This is a genomic window from Gluconobacter albidus, assembly GCF_002723915.1.
GTDB classification, from domain to species: Bacteria; Pseudomonadota; Alphaproteobacteria; order Acetobacterales; family Acetobacteraceae; genus Gluconobacter; species Gluconobacter albidus.
In genome coordinates, this window is record NZ_BEWL01000004.1 from 20,769 (window position 1) to 37,017 (window position 16,249).

At 61.4% G+C, this 16,249-nt stretch carries 16 protein-coding genes; 6 read left to right on the forward strand and 10 right to left on the reverse strand.

The features are described from left to right. The 9 genes from GAL01_RS06615 to GAL01_RS06655 are packed head-to-tail and all read right to left on the reverse strand — an operon-like array spanning window position 1 to window position 8,978. Complete coding sequence (locus GAL01_RS06615; RefSeq protein ID WP_062031634.1) at window positions 1-735, reverse strand: amino acid ABC transporter ATP-binding protein; 735 nt, start codon at window positions 733-735, stop codon at window positions 1-3. Further along, window positions 732-3,605, reverse strand: coding sequence for an FAD-dependent oxidoreductase (locus GAL01_RS06620; RefSeq protein ID WP_062031638.1), 2,874 nt, complete (start codon window positions 3,603-3,605; stop codon window positions 732-734). Before GAL01_RS06620 ends, GAL01_RS06615 begins: the two co-directional genes overlap by 4 nt. Then, window positions 3,605-4,336 carry an amino acid ABC transporter permease gene (locus GAL01_RS06625; protein WP_062031643.1) on the reverse strand — a complete coding sequence of 244 codons (732 nt, stop codon included), beginning with the start codon at window positions 4,334-4,336 and terminating at the stop codon, window positions 3,605-3,607. The genes GAL01_RS06620 and GAL01_RS06625 overlap by 1 nt, the downstream gene beginning before the upstream one ends. A 20-nt stretch (window positions 4,337-4,356) precedes the next feature. Beyond that, on the reverse strand, window positions 4,357-5,205 hold the full coding sequence (locus GAL01_RS06630; RefSeq protein WP_231865397.1) for a transporter substrate-binding domain-containing protein: 849 nt from the start codon (window positions 5,203-5,205) through the stop codon (window positions 4,357-4,359). A 1-nt stretch (window position 5,206) separates the two neighbouring features. After that, window positions 5,207-6,097, reverse strand: a complete 891-nt coding sequence (locus GAL01_RS06635) for a dihydrodipicolinate synthase family protein (RefSeq protein WP_062031647.1) — start codon at window positions 6,095-6,097, stop codon at window positions 5,207-5,209. Between the two features lie 14 nt (window positions 6,098-6,111). Continuing rightward, complete coding sequence (locus GAL01_RS06640; protein ID WP_062031651.1) at window positions 6,112-6,885, reverse strand: amino acid ABC transporter ATP-binding protein; 774 nt, start codon at window positions 6,883-6,885, stop codon at window positions 6,112-6,114. Next, a complete protein-coding gene (locus GAL01_RS06645; RefSeq protein ID WP_062031655.1) occupies window positions 6,872-7,525 on the reverse strand; it encodes an amino acid ABC transporter permease in 654 nt (217 codons plus the stop codon). The genes GAL01_RS06640 and GAL01_RS06645 overlap by 14 nt, the downstream gene beginning before the upstream one ends. Next, a complete protein-coding gene (locus GAL01_RS06650; RefSeq protein ID WP_062031660.1) occupies window positions 7,522-8,181 on the reverse strand; it encodes an amino acid ABC transporter permease in 660 nt (219 codons plus the stop codon). Before GAL01_RS06650 ends, GAL01_RS06645 begins: the two co-directional genes overlap by 4 nt. Then, on the reverse strand, window positions 8,178-8,978 hold the full coding sequence (locus tag GAL01_RS06655; protein ID WP_062031664.1) for a transporter substrate-binding domain-containing protein: 801 nt from the start codon (window positions 8,976-8,978) through the stop codon (window positions 8,178-8,180). Before GAL01_RS06655 ends, GAL01_RS06650 begins: the two co-directional genes overlap by 4 nt. A gap of 127 nt (window positions 8,979-9,105) precedes the next feature. Here GAL01_RS06655 and GAL01_RS06660 point away from each other — a divergent pair, with 127 nt between their 5' ends. The 6 genes from GAL01_RS06660 to hydA are packed head-to-tail and all read left to right on the forward strand — an operon-like array spanning window position 9,106 to window position 14,938. Next, window positions 9,106-9,369, forward strand: a complete 264-nt coding sequence (locus tag GAL01_RS06660; RefSeq protein WP_231865398.1) for a (2Fe-2S)-binding protein — start codon at window positions 9,106-9,108, stop codon at window positions 9,367-9,369. Beyond that, the gene (locus GAL01_RS06665; protein ID WP_062031668.1) at window positions 9,356-10,777 is read left to right on the forward strand and encodes an NAD(P)/FAD-dependent oxidoreductase; all 1,422 of its coding nucleotides are present in this window, start codon (window positions 9,356-9,358) and stop codon (window positions 10,775-10,777) included. Before GAL01_RS06660 ends, GAL01_RS06665 begins: the two co-directional genes overlap by 14 nt. Next, the gene (locus tag GAL01_RS06670) at window positions 10,774-11,928 is read left to right on the forward strand and encodes an NAD(P)/FAD-dependent oxidoreductase (protein WP_062031672.1); all 1,155 of its coding nucleotides are present in this window, start codon (window positions 10,774-10,776) and stop codon (window positions 11,926-11,928) included. The genes GAL01_RS06665 and GAL01_RS06670 overlap by 4 nt, the downstream gene beginning before the upstream one ends. Then, window positions 11,925-12,866 (forward strand): dihydrodipicolinate synthase family protein, encoded by a 942-nt coding sequence (locus GAL01_RS06675; RefSeq protein WP_062031677.1) that lies wholly within the window; start codon window positions 11,925-11,927, stop codon window positions 12,864-12,866. The genes GAL01_RS06670 and GAL01_RS06675 overlap by 4 nt, the downstream gene beginning before the upstream one ends. Beyond that, the gene (locus GAL01_RS06680) at window positions 12,866-13,519 is read left to right on the forward strand and encodes a GntR family transcriptional regulator (RefSeq protein ID WP_231865399.1); all 654 of its coding nucleotides are present in this window, start codon (window positions 12,866-12,868) and stop codon (window positions 13,517-13,519) included. The genes GAL01_RS06675 and GAL01_RS06680 overlap by 1 nt, the downstream gene beginning before the upstream one ends. 30 nt (window positions 13,520-13,549) lie before the next feature. Next, window positions 13,550-14,938 (forward strand): dihydropyrimidinase, encoded by a 1,389-nt coding sequence (gene hydA / locus GAL01_RS06685; RefSeq protein ID WP_062031681.1) that lies wholly within the window; start codon window positions 13,550-13,552, stop codon window positions 14,936-14,938. A gap of 34 nt (window positions 14,939-14,972) precedes the next feature. On the opposite strand, the gene GAL01_RS06690 is transcribed toward hydA, so the two are convergent. Then, complete coding sequence (locus GAL01_RS06690) at window positions 14,973-15,764, reverse strand: deaminated glutathione amidase (protein ID WP_062031686.1); 792 nt, start codon at window positions 15,762-15,764, stop codon at window positions 14,973-14,975. Window positions 15,765-16,249 lie beyond the last annotated feature (485 nt).

The following is a 16,249-nucleotide window of genomic DNA, read 5'->3' on the forward strand; positions in this document are numbered from 1 at the left end:
CTAACGGGAATGGGCAGCCTCAAACCGCAGAAAAGCCTGCGCTCTAGGCGAACAATGGCCTGCGAAGAAGTCCGGTACCGGGCAATCATCGACGATCTCGCCAGCATCAACGAACAGAATCCGCGTCGCGACCTGACGCGCGAATCCCATCTCATGTGTGACGCACATCATGGTCATGCCCTCGCGCGCCAGCTCGGTCATGACCTGAAGGACTTCCTGCACCATTTCAGGATCGAGCGCCGATGTCGGCTCGTCGAACAGCATCACATCCGGCTTCATCGCCAGAGCGCGTGCGATCGCCGCCCGCTGCTGCTGGCCGCCGGACAGGGCAATGGGATATTTATCTGCATGCTGCTCCAGCCCGACCCGGCGCAGAAGCGTTTTCGCATGCTCGCGAAGTTCTTCCTTCCCCCGCTTCTGGACCAGACGCGGGGCCAGCATGATGTTGTCCAGAATGCTCAGATGGGAAAATAGCTCGAAGCTCTGAAAGACCATCCCCGCTTTCGCCCGCAGCGCTGAATGATCGGTTTTCGCGGAACGCACGGGCATGCCATCAACGTAGATCTGCCCGCTCTCGAACGTCTCCAGCGCATTGATACATTTGATGAGCGTGGACTTACCCGAACCCGAGGGGCCACAGACAACCACGACCTCCCCTCTGCCGATCTCCGCCGAACAGCCCTTGAGTACCTGAAAGGCGCCATATGATTTCGTCACGGTGTCCAGCGTGATCATGACTGATCTCCATAAAAGCGTGCGGGAGAAAAAATCTCCAGATCGGGACGTTCGGAGCGGCGCAGAACCATATCCGCGACATGCCGCCCCATGGCCGGAGCGAGCGTGACACCATTGGCCGTTACGGCCGTGAAAAAGCCCGGCACGTCCGGACTTTCTCCAAGGATCGGAGCCCCGTCGATATCAATGTTCATCGCAGCCCAGCTCCTGACGACATTCACGGCCCCCAGCGCCGGAACCAGTCTCTGCGCAACCCAGAGATTTCCTTCCAGATTTTCCCGCAGCGGTCGCGGATGCCCGTGCACCGGATCAAGCCCCGCACTCCATCCTCCGCCGATCAGCAGCGAGCCATTCGCGGCCTGTTTGAGCGTGAGATGCCGACTTGCATGGGCCAGAAGCGAAAAGACCACCGGAGCCACAGGCTCGGTCACGATCATCTGCAACGGGGCACCGAAAACCGGCAGGCGACGCCCGACCAGCCCAGCGACTTCTCCCGCATAGGCACCGGCCGCATTCACCACCGCTCCGGCCGACCAGCGCCTTGACCCCGCACTGACATGAAACCGTGTGCCGTCGGGCTGGATTACGGACAAAGCTGTGAGTTCCTCAACCCGAACGCCCGCGTGTCGTGCCCGCGCCAGAACAGCCTGCGTTGCGGCCATGGGATTGATCTTGCCTTCCTCGGAGCAATACGCCCCGCCCAGAAAACCATCTCTCAGATTGGGCTCGATCCCGCGTAATTCGTCCGATGCCAGAATCCGCGCGTCAACGCCAAGAGCCTGTTCGACCGCGACCTTGCTGCGCAGACGGTCCATGTCGGCTTCGGTTTCCGCCACCACCAGCCCGCCGCTGACCTTGATCTCCAGATCGCGATCGAACGTTGTGCGCAGCGCCTCCCACATGCGGATGGATTCCCGCTGCAAGGCCAGCGTTCGCGCAGGCATGGACGGTCCGTCCCTATCCGCGCTGGCGTCGAACGCCATGAGCTGCGCGTGCAGACTGCCCGCATTACCGCCCGAGGCCAGCGCCCCGGCCCGACCACGTTCGAGCACCACGACACTTTTCCCGGCCTCGGCGAGAAACAGCGCCGTGAAAAGCCCAACGATCCCTCCACCTACGACCACGACATCCACGGTTTCGACAGCGCCGGAAGCCGATGGCCCCGTCGCTCCCAGCCCCGATGGAATGGGAACACGGACATGCCCCCGCCATTCCGGCTTCTGCCGCGCGAGGGCCGCAACCGGAACCGGGCGCAGCGGGATCTGCGGGGCGGTAAAATCCTTTTCGTTTTTCGGGTCTGGAAGCATCTTCATCAGTGAAGCCTGGCAGAACCGCCCCTGACAGCGCCCCATGCCGGCGCGTGTCGTCCGTTTCAGCGTCGCCAGATCGGTGATCCCGTCTTCCGACACGCGTGCCAGGACAGTCCCTGCGGTCACGCATTCGCATCGGCACAGGATGGTCGTATCCTGAGGGGACGGCAGCGAGACAACCGGATCATACAGCTTCCACAGAAGCTTCTGAAAACGGGCATTATCGCGATACATCCGCCGACTGCGTTCCAGACCGGACGGGACCGGTTTTCCTGCTCGGTCTAGAAGTCTGGCCGCGCACAGCATTCCCTGGGCCTGCGCCAGAAAAGCACCCCCAAAACGCCCGGCCTCACCAATAACGGACACATCCGCCTGATCGGTCTTTCCGTCGGGTTCTCGGCCCGTCTCGGGATGGGTCACGGGCCAGTTCCGGATCTCCTGTCGGCAGCCCAGAAGCCGTGGCAGTTCGCTGGCAGGAACGAACCCGTCTCCGAGGCAGACAGTCTCCGTCTCGATCCAGCGTTCTGCGCCTCCCTGCTGGTTCACCGCCACCCGCTCGACACGATCCTCGCCTTCGATGCAGGTTACGACGCTTCCCCACAGCACTGGGACTCCGGCCCGGTGCAATGTCGTAAGATGCCGCATCCCGGCGAGCGCCAGATGAGGGGATGCCATTGAAAGCCGTCCTGCCAGAAGCGGCCGCTTTACAGGCGCGGGTGCTGAGTCCACGACGGCCGCCACATCGGCACCACGCCCGACCAGTTCCGCCGCAAGCTGAAGATTGAGCGGTCCATTCCCGGCAATGACGATCCGCCCAGGCGCCACCGCTTCATAGGCACGCAGCATTGTCTGCCCGGCCCCCGTCGTGATGACACCCGGCAGCGTCCAGCCCGGTCGGGCCGCAGGCGTTTCCTGTGCGCCAGTCGCCACGATGATGTGCTGGGTGCGGATATAGAACGCCTCACCATCCCGCAGCCCACCGATGACGAGTGCGCCCTCTTCGCGATGGGCGCTCCATACGAGAGTGTCGTGCCACAGCCGCGCGCCACTGGCCCGCATGGCTTCAATGAGCTGTCGCCCCTTGCGACCCTGATCATCCTGCCGCTCCGGATGCACCGCATTCTGCTTGAAATACTGGCCGCCCGGAATATGCCGTTCATCCACGACGAGAACATCCATCCCGCCACGCGCCAGTTCGGTCGCCGCCACCAGGCCCGCCGGGCCCGCGCCCACCACCAGCACGTCGCAGGCATGTTCGGCCAGACGTTCCTCACCCTTCGCCAGACAGGCTGAAACAGCCGCATCCGGAAGACGGTCATTGCTGCGAACCCGCATCCCGTCCCGCACGGGCGTCATGCAGCCCCGGCGGGACATCTGCCCGTCCACCTCCAGCAGACACTCCTGACAGGCCCCGATCCCGCAGAACGGACCACGCTCCGATCCATCCGGCGCCGTCCGGTGCGGGATGCAGCCTGCGGCCATCAGCGCAGCCGTCAGGGTCTGTCCGGGTTTTGCGGAGACGGTGGTGTCATTGAACGTAAAGTTCAGCTGGTCCGACATCAGCGCGCATCCTGCGTCGTAGCGGGAAGTTCGATGGCCTCAACTGCTGCGGTTTTCTGCTGGCGACGATAGGGCCGTTCCGCATAATGCTCGATCCGCCGTTGCAGGAAGTCCCATGCCGTCGTCATCAGCAGGTAATACAGGGCCGCCACGGAAAACAGTTCCAGCACCATGAACTGGTCCTGCACCAGGATCTGGCTGCGCTGCATCAGCTCCTCCATGGAGATGACCGACGTTACGCTGGTCGTCTTGAGCAGACCGTTCACCGAATTACCCAGCGGGGGGATGATGAGCCGGAACGCCTGCGGAAAGGCGATCCGCCAGGCGATCTGCCGCTCGCTCAGACCCAGCGCCCGCGCCGCTGCGATCTGGCCGGTTGGCACGGCATTCAGCCCCGCACGGATAATTTCCGCGAGATACGCTGCCTCGTTCAGTGTCAGCCCGATGATCGAACACGCCAGAACACTCAGCCGGATATCCAGCTTCGGCAGACCGGTATAGATCACGACCAGCTGGACCAGCAGAGGCGTACCCCGGAAAAACCAGACATAGAATCGCGCCGGCCAGGACAGCACACGGTGCTGCGAGCGTTTCATGACCGCAGTCAGCAGCCCCAGAAGGAACCCCATCATCATTGAGACGACCGTCATGATGACCGTGATGAGCGCCCCGCGGAAAATATAGGGGCTGCCGAGATAGGTGAAGAAGCCGTGCCAGCTCCAGATCTGCATGTCGATGCCCCGTGTTCGTATCAGTGCATGTCGGATGGATGGGACGGCCCCGAGACCGTGATCCGTCCGGGAAAGGGGGAAACGCCATAGGGCGCCATGAGGCGTTCCAGCGTTCCGTCCTCACGCATGTTTTCCAGAACATCCGCCAGACGCTGTGCGAGTGCCGGGTCCCGCAGCGCCAGTGCGACGGGCGTGGGATACAACCCCTTCAGAATGGGCTTTACGCCACCCTGAAGTGCGTTGCGCCGTGCAACCGCATCAATGGAAAACACCGCCGTTACCTGTCGCGCACGCAGGGCGGCGAACGCTATGCCCACGTTCTGGAACGTCTTGATATCAAAGCCCGGCCGTCCGGCGTCCCGCAAGGCCTGATCGGCCTCTCGGGCGTGGTGTTCTTCAATTCCACCCATTTCGACCCCGATCGAAGACCCGGACAAATCCTCAAGCCCGGCGGGGTGCAGAACGGACTCATCGTTGAGAGACACGCTGATCGCCTGAATCTCGTAGGGGATCATTTCCATCAGCCGGGCGCGCTGGGCGGTATAGAACATGCCCGTATTGATGACGTCCCACCGTTTTTCAAGCAGCCCGAGCGTGAGCTGCGCGAAGGACGTCGAGAGCGTGACCGGCTTCAGACAGAGCCTGCGGGCGATCTCGTTTCCAAGCTCTATCCGCATCCCTGCAATCTGCCCATCCACCGTCACATATTGCAGGGGCGGCAGCGTCGGATTGGTCGCCATGACCAGATGCTGCGGGGAAATCAGTCCCTCAACAGCCTCCGGACACGGCGCGGCCTGCGCTCCGAAAGCGAGCACCGCACAGAGCAGCCCCGCCGCCCGGCTCAGACCTGACACAGGGCCGCCCGCCATATCAGGCGCTTTCTTCGAACCGCAGCTCCAGATCGCGGACGATCTGAAGGGCGCGGGCATCATCCGCTTCCGGCAGCGGCAGACGCGGCGCGCGCGGACCACCGACATCGAAGCCCATATGCTTCAGCAGGGCTTTCGTTCCCGAGACATAACCCTGCCCACCCACGAACTGGATCAGCGGCACATTGCGGAAATACATCTCGCGTGCCTTGCCGATGTCCTTGTAACCGTCACAGAGATTGAAAATCTCGCTCATGACATGCGGCGCTACGTTGGATGCCACTGCGACCCAGCCGATTGCGCCTTCGAGGAAGCTCTCGAAGCCCATGATGCCGCCAAAGACCGAAAGCCGGTCACCACACAGCCGGATGATGTCCCGCACGCGGGTTACATCCATCGTGGATTCCTTGATGAGGCAGCAGTTGTCGATACAGGACAGACGCGCCACGAGTTCAGGCTTCAGATCCACATTCGCCGTGGCCGGGTTGTTGTAGAGCATGATCGGCAGGCCGATCGCATCCGACACCCGACGGTAATGGACGAACAGCTCGTCATCCGTCGGCGTGGAATAGAACGGGGGGATGATCATCACGCCATCAGCCCCGAGCTTCTCGGCTTCCTGACTGTAGCGGATCACGTCATAGGTGTTTTCCGCACCTGTACCGATGAAGACCGGAACGCGGCCTGCGGCCTGCTCGATGACGGTCTGCGCAACCAGCGTGCGTTCGTCATCCGTCAGCGACAGGAATTCGCCGGTCGAGCCCAGCGGGATCAGACCTGCGATGCCCTGCGCGATCTGCCAGTCGGTAAAGCGCCGCAGTCCGGGGACGTCAATGCGCCCTTCGCTGTCATAAGGCGTGATCATGACGGTATATGTGCCACGAAACTTCATGGGTCTTTCTTTCCTCAATGGTCCGGGTCCGACCGCGATCCGGCCGGGTCCGTGGCGGCATCACCGCCATGGGTATTCATGAACGCGGCAATATCGGGCTGTTGCGCCGCATATCCGCGCCCCGTTCCGACGGCCCTGACCTGACCGTCTTCCAGAAGAACAATCCTGTCCGACAGCGATGAGACGACACCCATCGCGTGGGAAACCTGAATGATCGTCATGCCGTCCTGCGCCAGATCCCGCAGCAGCACGCCGACATCACGTACCTTGTGCGGATCGAGCGCCGATGTCGGCTCATCCAGCAAAAGCAGCGCCGGGCGGAGCATGAGCGCGCGTGCAATCGCCACACGCTGTTTCTGGCCGCCCGACAGATCGGCTGGCAGCACGTCCGCCTTGTCCGCCAGCCCCAGACGCTCCAATAGCGCGCGCGCTTCGTGCTCGGCCTCCCGACGCGAACGCTTCGCCACGACCGTTGGTGCCAGCGTCAGGTTCCGCAGAACCGACATATGACCGAACAGTCCGTATTGCTGGAACACGATCGCAGCCTGCTCCCGCAGGATGCGGGCAGAGGCCGGGGCGGCCATGTCCACGTTCCGCCCGTGAACGTCCATCTGGCCCTGCCAGACCGGCTGAAGCCCGATCAGCGTCCGCAAAAACGTGGTTTTCCCGGAACCGGACGGCCCGATGAAACTCACGATGTCCCCGCGTTCGGCCTCAAATCCAGCGTGACGCAGGGTTTCGTTTTTCCCGTGGCGGACGCAGACGTCCCGGACATCAATGTACGGCAATGCGTTTCTCCAGCAGGCGGCTCAGACAGGTCAGGGGATAGGAAATCGCGAAATAGAGCAGGAGGACCACACAGAAGACCTGCGCCGAGGGCAGCCCGCGATTGGTCAGGATCACCCCGGCCTGGCTCAGCTCCACAACCCCGATCTGGGAGGCCAGTGCCGTATCCTTGATGAACAGCACCAGATAGCCCACCGCGGGCGGCACAACGGCGGACATCGCCTGCGGCCCGATCACATACCGCCATCGCGCCCAGAGTGGCAGGTTCAGGACCAGCGCGGCCTCGGCCTGCTCCACCGGAACCGTTTTGACCCCGCCATGCAGGATTTCGCAGAGATAGGCCGCCGCAATCAGCCCGATGGAGCCGATCGCAACAGCAGTCGCCGACACATCCACGCCCATCATACCCGTGCAGAAAAAGACGATGTACAGCGTCACGATGAACGGAATGCGTCGGATGGTCTGAACATACATCACCGCCAGAACCCGCAGCGGCATCATGCCCCGCATCTCGGACAGGCGAAGCGCCGTGAGGATGACCGCCCCCACAATCCCGAGAACGCCACCACCCAGCGACAGCACGATCGTCCGAGCCATCGCCTGAAGCAGAAGGGTGATGTCATAATGCGAAAATGCGATCATACCATCCGCTCCATCGTGCGGCGGAACAGTGCAAAGACGCCCGTCAGCGCGAAAGAGAGCAGGGCATACAATCCGCCCGTCACGAGCATGACTTCAAGGATGCGGAACGTTGTCGATCCGATATCATAAGCGCGGCCCGTCAGGTCCTCGACGCCGAAAATGGACGCCATGGCGCTACCCAGGATCATGATCTGAAAATGGTTAGCCAACGCCGGGAACATCGCACGCCCTGCATAGGGCAGGATGACCCGCAGATAGGTCTGACGCCGGTTCAGCCCCAGCGTCAGCGCAACTTCATGATAGACAGGCGGCACCCGCGCCATGCCCGCCCCGAGAATATCCGCCAGATAGGCCGCCGCATTGAGCGTCATGCCGATCACGACTGACAAAAACGGCGAGACCATCAGCCCAATCAGCGGCAGACAGTAGAACACAGCGAAAATCTGGGACAGTTGAGGCGTATTCGTCAGGGCCGTGCTGTAACTGCGGCTGAGCCTGCGCCACGCCCCCTGATTTTCAAATCGCAGAATGGCCAGTGCGACTGCCAGCGACAGCCCGAACGCAAAGGCCAGCGTCGCAATCAGAATAGTTACGCCTACACCGCCCAGCAGAAACGGGAGATGCGCGAAAACAGGATTGAAATCCAACCCCGTCATGGCGCGTGCCCGGCACCGGCGGGATCGAACCAGCGGCGATGGATCTGCTCCAGACGTCCGTCGTGCTCCATCCCGTCAAGGATACCGTTTACATCCGCGCGCAGGGCCACGTCCTGCTGCGACATCCCGATGCAGTCATCCCCCACAGGCGCTGCAAATCCCCGGATGATCCGCCAGTGTACCTGAGGCTGCGACGGCAGGTAATGGCCGACATATTCGATGACATCTACCATCGCATCACCACGCCCCTGCGCCAGCGCTCGAATGGCATCGGCATAGCTCTCAAGCAGCAGCATCGACGCCTTGGGAGCATGCTGTTGCAGATACGCAACCGCCGTCGAGCCGCGCACCTCGATCAGGCGGTGCGCGCCGGATTCGAGATCTGCAAAGGACGCGATGCCCCGGTCCGCAGGTGCAATAACCGCAAACTGTTCGGAATAAAGCGGCCGTGAAAACGCAATAACATCCGCACGTGCAGGCGTCCGTGTCAGACCGCCCAGAACGACGTCGACCTTCCCGGCCATCAGATAGGGAATGCGACCGCTGGAAGCGAGCGTCACAAAACGCGGCTCAACACCCAGACCCTGCGCAATCGCCCGGCCGATATCGACATCATATCCGACGAGTACGTTGTGATCGTCATATTTCCCAAGTGGGGGCAGTCCGGGTTCCACACCAATATTGATGTGCCCGCTGGCCCGGATGGCGGCACTGTCTCTCGCCTGCACGCCCCCGCCCCACAGGACGACGGATGCAGCCCAGACCCCCAGCAGCAGACTGTTCCGGATCGCTCTCAAGAAAGGTTTCCCTGCATGTTGTGCGACTTTGGGGTTGCGGTTACCCGATCACTGATCTAATTCAGATATACGTTCTGTATACGATAGAAAACCCTTTAAAAGAAATTTCTTCTCCGGACCGATCCTGATGGGAAACAAGATGCCTCCTGTAACCTTCACCTTCCTGAACAGCACCATCGAAGGGGTCGAGGGAGAACCGGTTGCAGCAGCCCTCAGACGCGCCGGAATTACGGAACTCGGCCGGTCCGGCGTCGACGGAACACCCCGTAGCGCCTTCTGTTTCATGGGAAGCTGTCAGGAATGCCGGGTCCGCATCGACGGCACCGTCGCCTATGCCTGCAAGGCTCCCGTCCTCCCGAACATGACCGTCACGCCCTATGTCCAGTCCTGATTTCTCTCCCGTTACCGTCATCGGTGGCGGCATTGCCGGTGCGACGTCTGCCATCGCCCTGTCCCGGCATGGATTCCCGGTCACCCTGATCGACGAACAGCCTGTCGCAGGCGGCCAGATCTTCCGCGCCCCCTCACCCTATGCGCGCAAAATCGTTCCGCCCAATCACGAATTTTCCGGCGGCGACACCCTGCGGCAGAAACTGGCCGCATCAAACGTGGATGTCCGGTTTTCCACCCGCGTCTGGGGCCTATCGCCCACACTAATGCTCGATCTGCTCGGACCGGACGGCATCAACCAACTGCCCGCCGCAACTCTCGTCGTCGCCAATGGCGCCACTGAGCGTTTCCTGCCTTTCCAAGGCTGGACGACGCCGCGCATCATCGGTCTTGCGGGCGCCAGCATCCTGATGCGCAACGGCGGCACCCTGCCCGGCCAGAGCGTCGTGGTCGCGGGCTCGGGGCCGCTCCTGTTTTCCGTCGCCCATCAGGTTCTTGAACTGGGCGGCAGGGTCGTTGCGATCGTGGATGCCGGTCATCGTTCGGACTGGCTGCGTCTTGGCGCCATGCTGTCGCTCGACCCGGCACGCCTGACACAGGCCACAAGCTGGATGCTGCGTCTCAAAAAAGCTGGCATCCCGATCCATCATCGCGCCCACATTTCGGAAGCGCAGGAAACAGGAACCGGCCTGCGCCTGACCGTTACAGAAATGGATCATCCCGAACGACGCCACGTTTATGCGACTGAGGCCGCAGCCTGTGGATATGGCCTCAAGCCTTCCACTCTCATCACCCGCACGGCGGGCGTTCAACACCGTCACGATCCGGTTGGCGGTTATCTTGAGCCCGTAACGGACACCGCAGGCCGTACCAGCCGTCCCGATCTTTATGTCACGGGGGACGCGGCCGGAATCCGTGGCATGGCCGTGGCCCGTCTGCGGGGCCTGATCACGGCCCATGCCATTGCCCATGACCGGGGCGTGATTTCCAGAGACACTTACGAGGCGCTGACGCGCGTGCCCCTGCGTCAGCGCCGTCGTCTTGAAGCCGTTTCGCGCCAGATGCTGCCTCTGATGAACGCCGGCAGCGCCATTCCCGCCCATCTTCAGGACGAAACCATCGTCTGCCGCTGCGAACGCGTAAAGGCCGCGACCCTGCGTTCCGCCATTCAGGCCGGAGCCGAAGACCTGAATCAACTCAAGGCCTGGACACGCTGTGGCATGGGCCCGTGTCAGGGCCGCATGTGTGAGGACAGCGCACGCGGCCTGCTCGCGGCGGCCTGCGGCAAAACTCCCGAAGAGGCAGGCAGCTTCACAGCGCGAATGCCTTTCTTTCCACTCCCGCTCACAGCCGTGACCGGAGATTTCACCTATTCCGATATTCCTCTTCCGAAGGCAGCTCCCCTATGACCCAGGCGCTGCACACCAGACCGGATGTCTTTGATACGGTCGTCGTGGGGGCGGGCGTTATGGGCGCTACAACTGCGCTTTTCCTTGCCCGCGCTGGCCAGAAGGTCGCCCTGATCGACCGGGAGGACATGTTCCGGGCGGCATCCGGCGTCAATGCTGGCACCCTGACCCTGCACATGACCCGTGCTCAGCTCATTCCGCATGCCATCCGCGGCCGCGAGATGTGGCTCGACAGTGCCAACTGGCTCGGGGAAGACGTCGGTGCCCTCGCCACACCCGGCCTGTCCATGGCGTTTACCGAAGCCGAAGAAGAGCTGCTGCGTCAGCGCGCGCGCGTCCGACAGGAAATGGGTGCGCCGATTGAAGTCCTGTCAGCCAAAGAGACCATCAGGATCGAACCCGGCATAAACCCGACCCTCCGGGCCGCCGCCTACTGCGCGCTGGACGGCCATATCCCGACCTATCGCGTCGGTGGGGCCTATGCCCGCGCCCTCAGGCAGGCCGGGGTCACGATCATCGAGAACAGTCCGGTCGAGGGCATCAGCCCCGCTACTGGCGGAGGCTATGAGGTCCGGATTACTGGCCGCGCGCACCCCGTACGGGGCCACAGGATCGTGCTCAGCACCGGGGCCTGGCTCGAAAAAATGCTGGGCTGGCTCGGATATGACATTCCGATCCGCTGCCTCATCAACCAGCTTGTCGTCACGGAAACGCTGCCGCCCGTCATGAGGAGCGTGCTGAGCATTGCCAACGGCCTGCTGTCCCTCAAGCAGTTTGCCAATGGCAGCGTGCTGATCGGTGGCGGCTGGCAGGGCGAGGGCAACATCCATCAGGGCGGTACCCGCGTCATTCCTGAAAACCTGCGCGGCAATGTCCGTCTGGCTCAGCACGTCGTCCCGCGCCTCAACGAAGCGCAGATCCTGCGTGTCTGGCTCGGTCTCGAATCCGAAACGCCGGACGCCATGCCCCTGATCGGCGCCCTGACGCCGGATGAAGATGCCTTTGTCGTCGGATGCATCCATTCCGGATTTACGAGCGGGCCATATATGGGGCGCCTGCTTGCCGAGCGCATTCTGGGGAGCGACCCGGATCTGGGCGCGTTCGACCCCACCCGCTTTTCCTCCCTTCCCGCCACTGGAACACGCCCATGATCCCCGCTTCCCCCACGCCATTCCGGGGCGTATATGCCGCAACGCTGGTGCCCTTTCTGGAAGACGGGACGCTGGACGAGGCGCGCTTTACACAGCACCTGTGGGACTGCACCCGTGCCGAAGGCATCGTGGGCATCCTGTGCAACGGTCATGCGGGCGAGAACCATCTCCTGACCCGCGAAGAAAAGCGCCGAGTCGTGGAACTGGCCGCCGACACCATCGGCAAGGACCGCATCATCGTCTCGGGCATCCTGTCCGAAGACCTCGATGAAGCTTGTCTTCATGCCTGTGATGCCATCGCGGCCGGAGCGGACGCACTGCTCGTTTTCCCGCCGTTTTCATGGGCGGTGTCGCAGGATCATGACGCCATCATCGCTCATCATACCGCGATCTGCGAGGCCGTCGATGCCCCGATCATGCTGTATCAATCCTCCGTCGGTAGCGGCGGCATGGCCTATTCTCTCCCCATTCTTGAAAGCCTGCTCAGGCTCCCCGGCATCGTCGCCATCAAGGAAGGAAGCTGGGAAACCAACGCCTATGACAAACACCGCAGGCTGGCCGCGCGCGTAGCCCCGCATGTGGACGTCATGGCATCGGGAGACGAACATCTCCTGCCTTGCTTCGCCATTGGAACGACCGGCAGCCTCGTCAGCCTAGCGGCCATCCTGCCCGTTTCGCTCGCCAAACTGTGGCGCGCGATGGAGAACGATGACCTGCCCGCCGCGCGCAGTATCCATGATGCCATCCAACCGCTGGCGAACCTGATTTACGGTCGTGCGCCCTCGGGTCGGGCCACGCTGCGTCTGAAGGCCTGTCTGGTCATGCAGGGCAAATGGCCCTCCTGCCGCACCCGCAAGGCTTCTGATATCATCGCCCCCGAAGAATGGCAGGAGCTGTCAGCAGCCTTGCACGATGCAATGGCACTGGAAGGACCGTAATGGGCGATTATATGGTGGCCGAACGCGAGCTGAATCTCGCGGAACTGGCCTATACACAGATCCGGCGCATGATCCTTGAAAAAGAACTTCCCGGCGGAATGTCCGTCGTGGAGGGGCGCCTGGCGGATCATCTCGAGATCTCGCGCACTCCCGTTCGCGAGGCCCTGATGCGACTCGCCGCCGAGGATCTTCTGGTCAAGCAGGGCTCGCGCTCGTTTGCGGTGCGGAACGTCTCGGCTACCGAATTCTTTCAGGGCATCCATATCCGCGAGATCCTTGAAAGCGAAGCCATCAACCTGTCATTCGACAGGCTTGATCGCAAAGTTCTGGAAAACCTCCGCCGTGAAGTCATCGAACTTGGCGAGACGCCCGAGCAGACGGCTGCACAATGGCAGCTTGATGACCGGATCCATCTGATGTTTCCCAAAGTCTCGGGCAACACGGTCCTGCTCCGTTCCATCAACGAACTGCGGACCCTGACCCGCCTGTGCGAAGTCAGCTACCCGCTCGGGCGCGTTCCCGCATCCACGCGCGAACATCTGGCCATTCTGGAGGCGCTGCTCGACGGCGACAGCACCGGCGCGCGCGAAGCCATGGTCATGCATCTGCGCAATGTCGCGACAGACTGCATGGACATTCTCAGGGGCGGCTGACCACCCCTGCCCATTTCAGGAGAAACCGTCATGACGACTTTTGACATCGTTATCCGCAACGGCATAATCGTGACCGCCACGGATAAATATACTGCCGATATCGGAATAAACGGCTCAAAGATCGTCGATATCGGTTTCGACCTGAAAGGCCATGAAACGATTGATGCCACCGGCCTGCTCGTATTGCCGGGCGGAATTGACGGTCATTGTCATATCGAACAGGAAGAAGCCGACGGCACGATCCACGAAGACGATTTCGTCTCCGCCACCGGATCGGCACTGCTGGGCGGAACCACAACGGTCGTCTGCTTCGCGTCCCACGTCCCCGGCCGGGGCCTTGTGGAGCAGTTCGACGCCTATCGCGAAAAAGGCGGCAATTCCCGCATTGATTTCGCCATCCACCAGATCATCACCCGCACTGACGAACAAACCATCCGCGACGAAATTCCCGTCGTGGCCGAGCGTGGCGCTGCAGGGTTGAAGGTCTTCATGACCTATGACGATTTCCATCTGACGGACGGCCAGTTTCTTCAGGTTCTGGAAGCCGCCCGCAAAAGCGACATCATCGTATCCGTCCACTGCGAGAACTATGACGCCATCCGTCACCTGATCCTGCAGCATCTTGCGGAGGGCCGCACCGAGCCGCACGGGCACGCAACCTCGCGCCCGCCCGCCGTAGAGCGTGAAGCCACATATCGCGCCATGACGATGAGCGAACTGGTTGACCAGAAGATCCAGATCTTTCACGTCTCCTGCCCCGAAGTCGCCGAAGAGATCGCCCGCGCACAGTCCCGGGATGTGAAGGTCGTAGCGGAAACCTGTCCGCATTACCTGACCCTGACGGAAGACGACCTCAAGAGGGACGGTTTCGAGGGGACGAAATATATCTGTAGCCCTCCTCTACGCACGAAAGCCGCTCAGGACGGCATGTGGCAGTATCTCCGCAGCGGCGTCATCAGCATCATTTCTTCGGATCACTGCGGCTATACGTTCGACGGCGCTGTCGGTAAGGGACGCCACGGCCGGGATGCGGATTTCTCGCTGATTCCCAACGGTATGCCGGGCCTCGGAACGCGCCTTCCGGTCTTCTACGATGCCGCCATCAACGGCAGAAAAATCGACCTGACGGACTTCGTACGCCTGACCGCCACCACCCCGGCCCAGCGCTATGGGCTCTATCCCGAAAAGGGCACGATTGCTCCGGGTTCGGACGCCGATCTCGTCCTGTGGGACCCGAAGAAATCCGTCACGATCACCAACGCACTGTTCCAGAGCAATATCGACTACACGCCTTATGAAGGGCGGCAGGTTCAGGGGTGGCCGGTCAAGGTGTTCCAGAGAGGCGTGCTGGCCATGGAGAACGGCACCGTCATCGCCCAGCCCGGCACGGGACGCTTCCTCAGGTCACGCCGGGGCTGAGGCTTTCGCCCCAGCCTCATGAGTGAAGGCCGACTTACCGGTCGGCCAGAGCCGGGTCAGCGAAGCGGCGGTTTTGCAGAACCGGAAGCACGCGCCGCGCATGGGCAATCCGCTCGCGATCCAGTGTGGCAAAACCCAGGGCGGGCGCTTCACCCAGCGCGAGCGCAATCACGCCCAGCGGATCGACCACCATACTGGCACCGCAGTTGCGCGCGCCACATTCACCGACCGCCACGACATAACAGGTGTTCTCCAGAGCCCGCGCCACGGCCATGATTTCCCAGTGCCGTTCCTTCATAGGGCCTCTGACCCAGGCTGCGGGCAACAGTATGGCCTCGGCTCCCGCCAGAGCGAGATGGCGCGCCAGTTCCGGGAAGCGCACGTCATAGCAGGTCATCAGACCGACCTTCATGTCACCGATCTGCACGACGGGCGGCAGTTCCAGCCCCGGTGATGTCCGCTGGGATTCCTTCATGCTGAACGCATCATAGAGATGCAGCTTGCGGTACTGTGCGATGAATGCCCCGTCGCGCAGGACGAACTGCGTATTGTAGAACCGTCCATGCCCATCCGGCACATTCACACATCCCGCCACGGCAATGCCCTGACTGGCGGCGCGCAGTCCTTCCATGAACGGGCCGTCCAGCGGCTGTGCCGTCTGGGGCAGAAGCTCCGGATTGTTGATGTCCTGCGCCAGAATGCCTTCGGGCAGAAGCAGCAGTTCAGCGCCGCCCGCCTTTGCCTGCGCGATCAGATCCAGACATTGCCGCTGGTTGGTTTCCCAGTCCGGCGCAACAGCAAACTGTCCCAGAGCAACTTTCATCATCGCATTCCATTTTCCAAAAGAGTGGACACACGCCCAAATCCGTTCTCCCAGCATGCCCGACCCGTACGTTACGGTGAAGATGCAGGAGGTTGATACTTTTTATTACAGGAACAGATTCCTCAAACAGGAATCAGGAAAAAATAAATTCTAAAACAAATTGAGATAAATGAAACATAAATTCCAAATAATATAATGTATTAATAATATTAATCAGCTTATTTTGCTAAATTTTTAGACAAATTTTATCGAAATTCATCCTGATTTTTTCTTCCTTCAGCTCGGATCAACATTCTCATCTTTAAAAAAGACTTCACGATTCCGTTATATTGGTCAGGCCCCCTCCGAAAATATTGTCATTTTTCCGCGCATCCCTGCGGTTTCCGCGCTTCTGCCATTCCTCTGAAAATATTTTTAAGAGCTATCAGGCCCGGCTTCATGCACATGCTCGTGACATCTTTTGACACGGGGGATTACTTGATTCTGTT

Excerpts from the sequence above, each read along its gene's own strand:
- GAL01_RS06615 (WP_062031634.1), bottom strand. The coding sequence starts at position 735 with ATGATCACGCTGGACACCGTGACGAAATCATATGGCGCCTTTCAGGTA.
- GAL01_RS06620 (WP_062031638.1), bottom strand. The coding sequence starts at position 3,605 with ATGTCGGACCAGCTGAACTTTACGTTCAATGACACCACCGTCTCCGCA.
- GAL01_RS06625 (WP_062031643.1), bottom strand. The coding sequence starts at position 4,336 with ATGCAGATCTGGAGCTGGCACGGCTTCTTCACCTATCTCGGCAGCCCC.
- GAL01_RS06630 (WP_231865397.1), bottom strand. The coding sequence starts at position 5,205 with ATGGCGGGCGGCCCTGTGTCAGGTCTGAGCCGGGCGGCGGGGCTGCTC.
- GAL01_RS06635 (WP_062031647.1), bottom strand. The coding sequence starts at position 6,097 with ATGAAGTTTCGTGGCACATATACCGTCATGATCACGCCTTATGACAGC.
- GAL01_RS06645 (WP_062031655.1), bottom strand. The coding sequence starts at position 7,525 with ATGATCGCATTTTCGCATTATGACATCACCCTTCTGCTTCAGGCGATG.
- GAL01_RS06650 (WP_062031660.1), bottom strand. The coding sequence starts at position 8,181 with ATGACGGGGTTGGATTTCAATCCTGTTTTCGCGCATCTCCCGTTTCTG.
- GAL01_RS06660 (WP_231865398.1), top strand. The coding sequence starts at position 9,106 with ATGGGAAACAAGATGCCTCCTGTAACCTTCACCTTCCTGAACAGCACC.
- GAL01_RS06665 (WP_062031668.1), top strand. The coding sequence starts at position 9,356 with ATGTCCAGTCCTGATTTCTCTCCCGTTACCGTCATCGGTGGCGGCATT.
- GAL01_RS06670 (WP_062031672.1), top strand. The coding sequence starts at position 10,774 with ATGACCCAGGCGCTGCACACCAGACCGGATGTCTTTGATACGGTCGTC.
- GAL01_RS06675 (WP_062031677.1), top strand. The coding sequence starts at position 11,925 with ATGATCCCCGCTTCCCCCACGCCATTCCGGGGCGTATATGCCGCAACG.
- GAL01_RS06680 (WP_231865399.1), top strand. The coding sequence starts at position 12,866 with ATGGGCGATTATATGGTGGCCGAACGCGAGCTGAATCTCGCGGAACTG.
- hydA (WP_062031681.1), top strand. The coding sequence starts at position 13,550 with ATGACGACTTTTGACATCGTTATCCGCAACGGCATAATCGTGACCGCC.
- GAL01_RS06690 (WP_062031686.1), bottom strand. The coding sequence starts at position 15,764 with ATGATGAAAGTTGCTCTGGGACAGTTTGCTGTTGCGCCGGACTGGGAA.